This window comes from Parachlamydia sp. AcF125, from assembly GCF_018342475.1.
Classification (GTDB): domain Bacteria; phylum Chlamydiota; class Chlamydiia; order Chlamydiales; family Parachlamydiaceae; genus Parachlamydia.
Window position 1 is genome coordinate 330360 of sequence record NZ_JAEMUD010000002.1, and the last position, 11968, is coordinate 342327.

Sequence of the window (11968 nt, forward strand, 5' to 3'; positions counted from 1 at the left end):
TATATCAAAATAGAATGGCCTCTAGCTCAATTTTTTGGAGGCCCTCTTTTGAAGCCAAGTAAATTTCATGGGGTTGTATTGACGAACATAGTTTATTCATTCCCTCCTGATAGAGGGTGATAAAATCGATTGTATGTAAAGAGGCCAGCATTTGAATAAAAGCTGGAGAGGGGCGCTCATCTAAAACATTCACTAGTACCTTCCAATTTTCTCTATGGCGTAACCCTTGAATAGCCTCAAAGAGAGCGGGACTAAATCCATCCTTACTCGACAAGCCTATGATTGCAAGGGATTTGCCCCGCAAAACTTCTTGCAGCGCAAAAAAATGGTATTCATTAAACACTTTATTATCCACATCCAACTCTAATAAGCGATGAGCTAGATCGCATAGGGTTACTCGGGCACAACCAAAGCGCTCAATGGCAATTCCTGCCGCCACGTTGGATAGCTGCGCTGCCTCATCTAGCGGTAAGCCAGAAGCTACCGAACATGCCAGAATTGCCAATACCGTATCTCCTGCTCCTGTCACATCTTTAACTTCACGAACAGCCACGGGAAAATCTTCCCGCTTTCCTGTGGGATAAAATAAAGAAATCCCACATTCAGAGCGTGTGATCATTAAAACTTCAGCCTGAGTTAATTTGAGAACCCTTTTTGCCACCTCATCTAAAGAAGAACCAAAAGGAAGATTAACAGCTTCATAGGCTTCTTTAAGGTTAGGCTTAAGGATGGTAGAGCCTTGATACTTAGCAAAATCGATCCCCTTAGGATCTGTAATTACAGGAATCCCCCGTGTTTTTGCTTCAGTCATTAAGACGCTTAGCAGTGTAGGAGACAAAAAACCTTTGCCGTAATCGGAAACAGCCACGACTTTGACATCTTTTAAAAAAGAGGAGAGCTTTTCAATGATTTGTTGTTCTAGCATTTCGGGAATGGGCAAAAGGCTTTCGCGATCGATTCGCACAATTTGTTGGTTTTCTGCAACCACGCGGTTTTTAACAGGCGTGGAATAACCCGCTTGGACGAACAAGCCTTCTGTAGAAATCCCTTCGCTTTGAAGCGTTTGAATGAGCAATTCTCCCGCTAAGTCTTCCCCCATACGCCCTACGGCCATGACGTTTGATCCCAGCGACAGTAAATTTAAAGCCACATTTCCAGCGCCTCCAGGGCGATGTTCTTCCCTTTCGACTTGTATCACCGCCACAGGAGCTTCGGGAGAAATACGACGAGCTTTTCCCACGGTGTAAGTGTCTAGCAGAAAATCTCCAATGACTAAGACTTTTTGATTAGAAAGTTGGCTAATAGAACCTGTTAACCTCACCATCTTTTCTCCGGACGTAAATAATTTTGGACATAATCTATCACGGCTTTTTCAAGTGGCTGACACTCTGCTATGCTTCCCAAAGCCTGGCGCGTTTTGGTCATATCTGCGCAGGTATAATTTTGATACTTCCCCTTTAAATCAGCAGGCATATCGATATACTCGATATTTTCTGGAAGATTTAAAGCTTTAAAAATTGCTCTAGCTAAATCATTCCAGGTTTCAGCTTTTCCCGTGCCGATATTAAAGATTCCTGCGGCCTCGTTTTCCAAAAAGGCACAAGTCATGCGCGCTACATCTTTCACGTAGACAAAATCGCGCTGTTGCCCCCCATCTGCAAACTGAGGATCGTTCGACTTAAATAACCGGATTTTCCCTTCTTTTACAGCCGTAGGGACCACATGCATAATCGTCGAAGCCATGCGCCCTTTATGCCATTCATTGGGTCCAAACACGTTAAAATATTTCAAGCCCACGATTTTATCAAGAATCCCTTTTTGAGCAGCCCAAAGATCAAAAAGGTGCTTAGAATAACCGTACATATTGAGTGGGGCTAATTTTTGCAACTCGTGATGGCTATCTCGAAAGCCTTCTGCTCCGTCCCCATAGGTCGCCGCAGAAGAAGCATAGATAAATCGATGGTTATGCTGGAGGGCATATTCGGCTAAATTCACGGTAAAGCGATAATTATTTTCTAAAAGGTAACTGGCATCTTTTTCGACAGTACTGCTGCAGGCCCCTAGATGAATAAAAGCCCGAATGAGGTGTTCTTTTCCTTTAAGCCAATCAAAAAGTTGATGTTTGGGGATAATATCGATAAATTGCTTGCCGACCAGGTTTTTCCACTTCTCGCTCGTTCCAAGCTCGTCCACCACGGCAAGATTGCGCAGCCCCTTGTCATTTAAATGGCGTAGCACGCATGAGCCAATAAACCCCGCTCCCCCAGTGACTACAACCAGCTGATCATCATATATTTGCATGCTTTTCCTTAGAAATAAGTCGCCCGCTTTTGCTCGAAAAATTAGGATTGTAACAAAAAGCTTAATTGATCCAAATTGTTTGTTTTTATACTGCCAGAAAAAAAAGAGAGCTGATTTTATAGGGTCTGATAAACTTGCCTAGGCACCCATTAGCTTTTAGTTGAAAAATATTTCAAAAATATTTGCTTTCGCAATTGAATCCTTGCTAAAGCGAGAAGCTATTCCGCTTTAGCCATAAAAATTTGCTTAGTCTTTTTCTTTTCCTTTGACGGGGTCGCTCAAGGACAAGCGTTGATTGATAGCCAAACTAATTTTTTGCTCAACTTTTTTTAAATGTTGATTCATCGCAATTTTTAGTAACTTTGTATAAAGGTGAAAAGGGATGGCATCCCAATTAACCTTTTTTTGATCGGAGGTTTCTTCCGTTAAATTTTCCAAACGCTCTGCTGCTATTAAGCATGGAATAAAAAAGTCTTCTACCGCATATAGCTCGCTAGCTACGATTAAGTGTTCCACTGATTCTGCCTGCAGGTGCGGACGTTTCTTTAAAAACTCATTGATTAAATCCACGGAATAATTAAATAAGTCGCTTATTCCATATTCATGAGACATTGCTAAAAGCTCGAGACGCCCTTCTAAATCTTTAAAGGGAAGATCTGTTTGGCCTTCATAAATGAATTGAACTAAACCTTTAACACCAGCTGCGGAATAAGGGACTTCAATGACTTTGCTTGAAGCCTCTTTAAAATCTCCTTTAAGCATATTTTTAAAGTAATCGCACTTAAGCTTTAAAAGAAGCGAATGAGCTGGAATTTTTTCCCCATGAGCGCTGACAAACACCACATCTGTTTCTGTCGCCGTTTTAGCAAAAGCTAAAAGAGATTTACTGCATCCAGCTGGATCGTATTGGTAATGTTTTTTAATGGCTTTTGTATCTTCAAAGAGATAAGGATTTTGAGGCGTCCACCAGAAGCGTATTTGTGCGCTTCGTTGTGTTGGCCCGCTTCCCTGTATTTTCAAAAATTCTGGACCCCAGGCATGCACGCTACTGCTAGCTGAGAAGTGCACGAGTTGTAGTGAAAAGCCTATCTCATATTTTCTATTCAAGAGCTCTCCCACCATGTAAGCCCCCTCTTCATCTAAGTTGTATGATTCCTCGCAGAGGAACTTCAGCTTCTGCTTTTTTATCGAGATGAAACATTCCTGGCATGCTTTATCTACTCTTTGCACAACCAAGGGCACAAAATCTTGATACTTTGAAGCATAAGTAGGCTTAATACGCCTTTTTACATACGTATCAATTGAAGAAAGATCCTGTGAAGTGACAAACTCTAGATTACTAGGTAACATTATTCCTCCTGTTAATTAATATGGTTAAAACCATTAAGTTAGCTTATTAAAATTTATAAAGTAAATCACTAAAAACCCTGGAATTCTAAACCTGCAATTGCCTGCTGTAAGCGCAAATAATATGCCTGCTCACCTAGCTATCTTTTACTAATCACTAAGCTGCAGCTTAGGCTTTTAGCCTATTTTTCAGACTTTAGGTGAAAAAGCATTTAAGCTAAGATTTTCTAGGACCCATTCAATGGTCTGATAATCTCTTTAAGCTATTCATCTGTATAAATAATCAGAGCTAATGGCAAAAAACTTTCCCTTAATCCCTTAGCTAAATAAATTAAATCGGGCTAGGTATGCGCTTTTTGGCAAGCAAACCACTCCCCTGTTCTTCCAAAACTAGTCATCACTTCATCATGGGCCAATAACGTCTGATAATCCTTTACTAAGTTTTGCAATTTTTGCAAAAACTGAGGGCGGCACATCCGCATTCCTCCCGCTCCTTGAGCCAGACACAGCTTTTACCGCCTTTGCTTTTTTCTTCGAGCCATTCATCTTCTAAACGAATAGCGGGATAAGGAGCAAAATGCACTTTGAAAAGTAAATCTTAAAACGGCGCAGTAAAGAGTAGCGTTTAATATCCCTTTGCCACCTGCTCAGCAGGCTCAGGCATAAACACACGAAAATGATATACTCTAGCTGTAAAGCTTGGGCATAAATGGCTTCTGCTATGTAGGGATGAGGTGTCCGTGAAGATTTATTCACCAGCTAAAAATACAATTTTCTGGGATTAAAAAGGCCCCTTCCTCTTTTACAATTTTCAAAGGGGCAAAGTCTGTTTCATTTGAGTAAATGGGTGCCAAATACATGAATTATGCCTAGTCACCTTTAGCAAAAAGTATGGAATGCGCACCGTAAATTTTCAGGGGGATTGATTCAAGCGGCTCTATTATCGCCTGGGCATTCATCCTATTTTTGGGGCCATTCATCACTACGCCTAAAAAGAGGAACCCCTGCGCTTCGCAAACACTCGACGGTTATCAGGGGGTGATTAATCGTTCCCAAAGAAGTAGAAGCCCTAATTCATACAGGGATTTGCAGGAAAGGGAGCAAATCCAAAAAGGTTTGGCGTGAATTGAGAGGAACTAGGATTCCTCTGCCCCTTCTAGGATGAGAGGTGGTAGGGAAGTAGGGGGAATTTTAATCCCATTCAGATCAATTTCCAGGCCTTTAAGCTGCTTTTAATCCATTAAGTTAAAATGGCTTTTGCCAACATCTGTTCCGGTTCCTGTCACAAAAAATTGAGAAGGAAATAGGTTAGGTACGGGTTATCCTACTTTAGCCACAACTCATTCTGCCAGCGGGATTAACTCCTGTTTCATTAGATAGGAATTGATTTCTTGGATGATTTCTTGGATGTCATGGGGAAGTTTAAGATCTCGGGATATTTTTCCCAAATTTTTTAAATGGGCTGCCCACAATTTTTTAAGTGACTCAAGGCCTACTTCGTCAAAGTCTATAAGTTCAAGCTTTGTCTCTCGATGCTCAAATGTGCTTTTTAGGGAGGCACCCAAAGCCAAGGGCTGTATCACGTGAGATTGCCGAATTAACAAATAGAGATCATGGTAGTCTTTCATGCGGCTATTGATCGCCCCTTTGGAAATCACAGTTTCCAATTTTTCGGCAAAAATGGTTTCCAGCGGATAGACCAATAAGGAGATCTCTCTTTCAAATAGAGGCTTTCCTCTATATTCAAAAAGGGAAAACTCGCGGCTAGTGGGTTGCACGATATCCCCTATTCCCACGTCGATATGAATGTGATCTTTCATGCGTCCAAATTCAGCTTTCAAGCTCACCCGATAACCCGGATATTCCATATGGGGTTGCTCTAGGAGGGCTAAATCCTTATAGGAAAAAGAAAATCCATCATCGGAGATGGTCGCTAAAATTTCTTGGATTGCCTCTCGGATTTCTTCTTCCTCAGCATGCATGTGGGTAAGTAAGAAATCGAGATCGGTCGTTTCGCGGCCGATTTCAATCATGTAGGCAAGCAGAAAACCCCCTTTAAAAACAAACTTACGGGTATGCTTAGAGCGAGCTAAGCGCGCTAAAAAGCGCTCTAAAAGTAGCTTTTTCCAACATTCGTTAAAATGAATTCCTCTTTCTTTGGCAATTGCTTGCAGCCGGTCTTTAAGCGCTTGTTCATTCATGTGGCGGCCGTAATAAGGTAAGGACCGATAGGGAATCTGAGTTTTCTTGCATAACTTTGCAGTTTTTTTAAGTCGAGGCGTTCGCCCCCTTTTTTGGCCAGGGCCATTTTCAGAGCCTTGATCGCAGTTTCCCTAGCGAGAAGCCTAAAAGAATCGATGATGGTGCGCTCACGATCAAATAAGGGGGCTCGAATGTCTCCTATCTTTGCCTCCGTTTTGCCAAGCTCTAGATTGCGCAATCGCACAATCTTGACATCCTCACCTCTTTTAATCGAAGTGCTGTGAGATACGGCAATCCAGTGCTGGCGAGGGATTTCTTCAGTCAAATGGTAAATGGCTAAAGCTGAAATCAAACAAATGACTCCTCCAGGGATAGAATTCACAGCTTCAATCAGATCCTCCCATTGAAAATTTTCCAAATTTCCTTGGTAATCAGCTCCCTGATAAATACCTCTTCTTAACCTTTTAACCTCTCCCTTTTTAATATAATAAGCCAGCCTTGCAGAAGAGACTCCATATTTTTTGGCTTCTTGGGCCGTGAAAGAAGGTTTAGATAGAAGGGGCTGAAGGGCAGTAAGGCAAGACGATTTTTTCATGTTTAGTCTCCTGCTCTTAATTTAACAGAAACACCCAATAACTACAATTGGGTTTTTCTATTAAAATTTTAAAGCTGCTTCCCCTTAAACTAGAGGCTTTTGTTCGCCCTGCTTTCAAGAAAAATTCAAAGTGGGCGCCGATCCCCTTTTTATCTGCCCTTTCTAACTTGGGAATTTTGAATGCCCGCATTACTCGCTCTCTCATACTCCTACTTACTTGGCTTTCGGGTAATAGCCTAGAATTATAGCTCTTCACCTTGCTAAGGGACATTTAGCACATCTTTGATAGAGAATATGCCTTCCTGCTAGGCTATCCGTGTTTGCCCTACGCACCTGCCTGACGATCCATTTTAGATCGATCGTTAGCAAACAGATAGTTAAAAAAAGCTTACCCTTCTCTTTGCACGCTTAAGATGGGGCCCTCTCAAATAGATTGAGTGAGGTGTCGCCTTAGTGCGCCAACTATCTCTTTTAGCAAGGCAATTTTTTCACGAAAAAACTCCCCTATGCTATTGCGTAGCTTAGATGGTTTAGCGGGAGTAATTAAAAGGATGCGGCGGCATTTATGATATTGCTCTAGATTAGAAATACTTTTTGCAACTTTGAATGCTTTCAATCGTTGCCCGCTACTTTTTAATTCTACAGAAAGATTAAAAAGAAGAGCGTCCTTAATCTTTTCATCAGATAGGAAACTTGCAATTTCGAGCGTCTTATCAAATAGACCCTTACTCATCACGAGTCTTGCGCCTTTTAGAATGCAATCTTCTAAGTCTCTAGAAACTTTAAACACCTCATTAAAGATCCAAGGGAATTCTAAGTTTTTGGCATGGGGTGCTAGCTCGCGTTCTAACCTGCTGCTAGGCTCATACCCCCGAAGGTGTATTACTCCTAAAAATTTGATTTTTTCGCAAAAAATTAAATCTCTTAGTTGGGAAAACGTAGTGGCTTTTGAAAAATCAAGATGATCCTTTATATTGACTAAATCTTTTACAACTTTTTGCCAAAAGTTGTCGTCAGGGTCAGGGGCTGGTGTGTTATTTTCTTCGTCCACAAGAGGAGGGAGAATTTGGCGATTGCAATAGGTAATGGCCGATTGAATAAAAGCACGGATAGCGAGCGTTGCTCGTCTTTTAGCCACCTCTACCGTGGCCTCATTCCATCTCCAGTTGACCTCCGAGCAGCTTTCATAATCTATCCATGCCAGTTTACTCAATATAAGATCGAGCAATTCTAGAGGAAGGGCATCCATTTCAGGAAATAACTTTAAAGATTTAATTTTATCAATTATCCTGTCAAGAGCCTGTTCCTTTCCTTTTACCAGTGTTTGACATTTAGCTTTAAGTTTTTCAATTACGTCGATTAACGCAACTTGATCTTTGGTCTGTAAATACTTTTGATGTTCTTCTGCAAATTTAGCGACTGATTGAGCGACTCGTGCAGGAGAGGTCTGTGCAATATGGATGGTAGGGATAAGGGAGACAACCCACTTTAACCAGCTAACCAAAGTGGAATCTTGCTTAAGAGATCCTTCTAATTTTGTATTGAGATAGAGATGCTCGGTATTGCTAATTTCTTTTATTTTTTTTAATTGAGATTCGAAACTTTGCTGGGGATTGTTAACTTGAAAGGACATGCGTGTCTCCTTTTCTATGGAAAAAACCATAGATTTTGACCATTTTACACAATTTCAAGTAAATTGGGAAGAATAGCGAAAAGATTAGAAGGCTTCAAATCTTCTCATGCCTTTACTCTCCGCATCTTTGAAGCTTATCCGTGAAGAATACCTGGCAGCCGCTTAAAGGTAGAGAACTAGCTACACCTAGTCCTAAGGCTTGGCAAGGTTTGCCATAGCTTTATGGTTATACTCCAAACAATTGGACAATTCTTTTCAAGGAATACAAAAATACCCATTTAGCCCTAAGAAAGCACATCTCTTCTTAGGGTAGATTGCCTATTAACCGGCATGCAGGGCAGCAGCAAAAACGGGTGTTTTTTTTCAGGCCACTCTTTTCGGCATGCGATAAGTTGCTAATTTTTTTTTCGCAATTTCCCTTAAATTGAGGGAGAAGCGATAGCGCAATACTCCAAATTTTTCTTCCTCCCCTATTTTATGCATTCCTATTTTTTTTAAAATTTTCACTGAGGCAGGATTATCGGGCCTAGCGGTTGCTCTAATTTCTTCTAGAGGCTTGCCCCCTAAAGTATACCCTTCTTTAATAATTGCAGGAGCATATTCTTTTACCAGCGCAGTGACCGCTTCTGTTCCAAATCCCTGATCCCAATATTGCTTCCTGAAAAGGTATGCAAGCTCGGCTTGTCCTGCTGCCCCCCCGTAGCCGATTACGACATGGCCTATAAACTCATCTGTGTCCTTTTTAAAGACTGCTAAGCCACTAAAGGGATTATTTTGATGCCAGCGTTTTACCCACACCTCTTTGATACGCTTCTCTATATCTTGCCTGGTTTTAGTCTGCCCCGTAGCAAATTTGGCCATCACTTCCTTATCCCCAAATAAAGCAGCGAAGGAATTACAATCTTCTTCAGAAGGCTCCACTGATCTAATATGTAACCTCTCAGTCTCAATTGTAACAGCCAAGACGCCATGTTCATCTACAAAAAAGCTCACTTCGGAACTTCCCCGATAGGTATGGGTACTTGAATAGGTATACGTATTTGAATAGATAGGCGTACTTAATATGTCTATCGCTAAACTCATAAGGACCTCCAAAGTTAAATTTTAAATAGGAGCCAAAAAAAACTTAATCATTTCAAATTAATTAATTGTTATCGATAATATTGTCAAATTTAAAAAGAAAAAAATCTCAAAATAAATTTATTAATGGCCACCTGTCATTTAAAAAGTCTTTAAGAAAGTTTATTTGTATATAATTCCCTAAGCAATCTAGTACGGCCCGGGACTGTAACGTCAAAAAGGCTCTCTTGGCTTCGAAAAGATTCTAAAACCATAAGAATGTAGCCAAAAAACGGCACAATATTGGATTAGCAAAAGGTTTAAGGTAGGCTTGAATTTGTTAACGCTTAGGGATTAATCGCGCGAGAAAACGAATTTAATGCGAAATTATTAAAAATGTTTCTCAAAAAGATAAATCTTTTGGTTTCTGGTTCTCTTTCCGGTTTATTTCAACCTGTACCATTTTTTTTATAATGGTTTTAATTTCTTGAGTCATTTTATCTTCTAAAACGTTTAGAAAAAAGCCTGCCGTATTTCTCACATAAGCATTTAAAGGCATTTCATACATAGGGACTTTATATTTTTCCCTAAGTTTTTTTTCAAATTCTCGATAAGCATCTTTAGCCAATCGATGAGCAGCCAATGAAATTTCGAATGATAAATCACAGGGAAGTTCGCTAAATAACTTCTTAGCTATGTTTGCCACCTTAGTGGTCATGTAGTCTAGGGCTATTTCATTCTTTAAACCACTAGCTCCATTTGAAAAATCAAGATAAGCATCATATAAGTTAGATGGATGGTGTACCTGCATAAATATTATCTCCTTATTTTAGCCACAACCGTCTCTGTAGTTTCGTAATAAATAATGTTTCCTTTTTTAGTAAAAAACAATATTTCCTCTTTGATCATTATTATTAAGAAATTGAGGGAGTTTAACCTACTCGGATATTCTCATACGCCCCTGTTCTTGTAAAGTTTTTGTAGGATTGCTCAAGTTTTTTCAGCTGGCTTTTTGCATGCGCGACTAAACGAGAGAAAAGGCTTCAAAAAAATCTATTTTTGGATAATCTCAAAAGCAACCTTGTATGAAACTGTAACACCAATAGGGCTTTCTTGATTCCAAAGGCCCGAATGGCTTGTTGCAAGGCAGAAGGAGAAGGCTGTTTACTTGAGAAAGAGGTTGAAGCCCCAGTCTTTTGGAGATGGCGGAAAAAATGCAAGGCAGAAGGGTGAGTTAACGCCAATTTAACGCAAGCCAGCCTTCCGCTATATTTTAGGAGATAGATTTATTGAAAAAGGGCCTTATTTCTGTTAGGAATTTTGTTTTTCTCAGAACAACCCTAACAAAAAAAGGCCTAAAAATGGATGAGCTGGCGATTATCGAATTGTTTTGTCTGCTGGATGATTTCTGCCAAAGATTTCAAAAAATGTGCGCTCAAAAATGCATTCAGTACACTAAGCAAAAAATTCGGAAAAGAACTTTTAGAATCTCTCTTAGCGAAGTATTAACCATCCTGTTGTTATTTCATCGTTCTAATTACAGAACCTTTAAAAATTTTTATCTCAGTCACTTAAAAGTCACTTTAAAGCATTTGTTCCCAAAGCTTGTTGGATATTCGCGCTTTGTGCAACTAACTTCAGAAGCTTTTTTCCCGATGTTTTGTTTTACCCAAGAACGTCAAAGAAGATGTGAAGGCATCTTCTTTCTAGATTCCACCGTATTAACTAGATCTCTTGCATAGCTTATCATTTTGGATAAAATAGTAAAAATTTTAGGGAGATTTTTACTATGAAGTAAGAAAGGTTGAAAGAATTCAAGGACGAGGAATTTCATCGGTTAACAGGAGTGAAAAAGCAAACCTTTGAAAAGATGATAGGTATTTTAAATGAAGCTGAAGCAAAGAAGAAAGCTCGGGGCGGTAAACCGAACCATCTTGAGATTGGAGGATCGGCTACTGGTGGCCCTTGAATATATGCGAGAATATCCGCTTATTTCCATGTAGCAGCCTCTTATGGAGTTTCAGAAAGTGCCTGCTATTGCAACATTCGTTGGATTGAAGATACTCTCATTAAGCACGCTGATTTTGCTTTACCTGGTCGTAAAGAGCTCTTAAAGAGTGATATTGAGTAAGAGATAGTGCTTATGGATGCCAGAAACGCCTATCGAACGCCCCAAAAAAAATAAAGGCATTACTACTCCGGAAAAAGAAAAAGCATACCATAAAAAGTCAGGTGGTGATGAATAAAAAGAGTCAAAAAATTATCTGCACGGCCTTTTCTAATGGGAAAAATATGATTTTCGGCTGTTTAAGGAGTCCAAAATACGCATGCATCCAGGGATTAAAATGCTCACAGATACTGGCTATCAAGGGCTTCAAAAGATTCAAGCGCGTAGCGAATTGCCTATAAGAAGAAAACTGAAAAAAGCTCCCTTAAGCAAAGCAGACAAGAAAAACAACCAAAAATTGGCTAGTGAACGCGTGTTGAATGAGAATGTGATTGGCATGCTTAAGCGTTTCAAAATCATTGCTGATCGCTATCAAAATCGACGAAAAAGATTTTGCCTACGATTTAACTTGATCGCAGGAATCTATAATTGGGAGTTACAAAATTAAGGTTATGCAAGAGATTTAATAAATTTCAAGAAATTGGGAAACGCTCATCCACAACATTTGATAATATCTCCTTAGTTATGCAAGGAAAGGCGTATTAGTTGGCACAATCAAGATTTTTTAATTGAGTACTCTAACCTGCCAAAAAATAGAAAAAGATCCTATTCTAAATTTATTTTTACAAAAAAATGATAAGAAATAAGCCAAAGGATTTTTGCT

9 protein-coding genes and 1 pseudogene are annotated in these 11968 nt (G+C 39.8%); 1 reads left to right on the top strand and 9 read right to left on the bottom strand.

Annotation, left to right across the window (positions count from 1 at the left end):
- Positions 1-4: 4 nt before the first annotated feature.
- The 9 genes from PARA125_RS05485 to PARA125_RS05525 form a co-directional block, all read right to left on the bottom strand.
- Positions 5-1324, bottom strand: coding sequence for a bifunctional heptose 7-phosphate kinase/heptose 1-phosphate adenyltransferase (locus tag PARA125_RS05485; RefSeq protein ID WP_213157722.1), 1320 nt, complete (start codon positions 1322-1324; stop codon positions 5-7).
- Positions 1318-2301 (bottom strand): ADP-glyceromanno-heptose 6-epimerase, encoded by a 984-nt coding sequence (rfaD, locus tag PARA125_RS05490; protein ID WP_213157723.1) that lies wholly within the window; start codon positions 2299-2301, stop codon positions 1318-1320. Before rfaD ends, PARA125_RS05485 begins: the two co-directional genes overlap by 7 nt.
- A gap of 246 nt (positions 2302-2547) precedes the next feature.
- A complete protein-coding gene (locus tag PARA125_RS05495; protein WP_213157724.1) occupies positions 2548-3651 on the bottom strand; it encodes a BTB/POZ domain-containing protein in 1104 nt (367 codons plus the stop codon).
- Positions 3652-3989: 338 nt separating this feature from the next.
- Positions 3990-4130, bottom strand: coding sequence for an aminotransferase class III-fold pyridoxal phosphate-dependent enzyme (locus tag PARA125_RS09810; protein WP_249274214.1), 141 nt, complete (start codon positions 4128-4130; stop codon positions 3990-3992).
- A gap of 858 nt (positions 4131-4988) precedes the next feature.
- Positions 4989-5849 (bottom strand): nucleotidyl transferase AbiEii/AbiGii toxin family protein, encoded by an 861-nt coding sequence (locus tag PARA125_RS05505; RefSeq protein WP_213157725.1) that lies wholly within the window; start codon positions 5847-5849, stop codon positions 4989-4991.
- Complete coding sequence (locus PARA125_RS05510) at positions 5846-6445, bottom strand: type IV toxin-antitoxin system AbiEi family antitoxin domain-containing protein (protein ID WP_213157726.1); 600 nt, start codon at positions 6443-6445, stop codon at positions 5846-5848. The genes PARA125_RS05505 and PARA125_RS05510 overlap by 4 nt, the downstream gene beginning before the upstream one ends.
- 424 nt (positions 6446-6869) lie before the next feature.
- Complete coding sequence (locus PARA125_RS05515) at positions 6870-8078, bottom strand: hypothetical protein (protein ID WP_213157727.1); 1209 nt, start codon at positions 8076-8078, stop codon at positions 6870-6872.
- A gap of 363 nt (positions 8079-8441) precedes the next feature.
- Positions 8442-9161, bottom strand: a complete 720-nt coding sequence (locus tag PARA125_RS05520; RefSeq protein ID WP_213157728.1) for a GNAT family N-acetyltransferase — start codon at positions 9159-9161, stop codon at positions 8442-8444.
- A 379-nt stretch (positions 9162-9540) separates the two neighbouring features.
- Positions 9541-9948 carry a hypothetical protein gene (locus PARA125_RS05525; RefSeq protein WP_213157729.1) on the bottom strand — a complete coding sequence of 136 codons (408 nt, stop codon included), beginning with the start codon at positions 9946-9948 and terminating at the stop codon, positions 9541-9543.
- A 993-nt stretch (positions 9949-10941) separates the two neighbouring features.
- Between PARA125_RS05525 and PARA125_RS05530 the strand changes: the two are divergent.
- Positions 10942-11752 (top strand): annotated as a pseudogene (locus tag PARA125_RS05530) (IS5 family transposase).
- Positions 11753-11968: the final 216 nt, after the last annotated feature.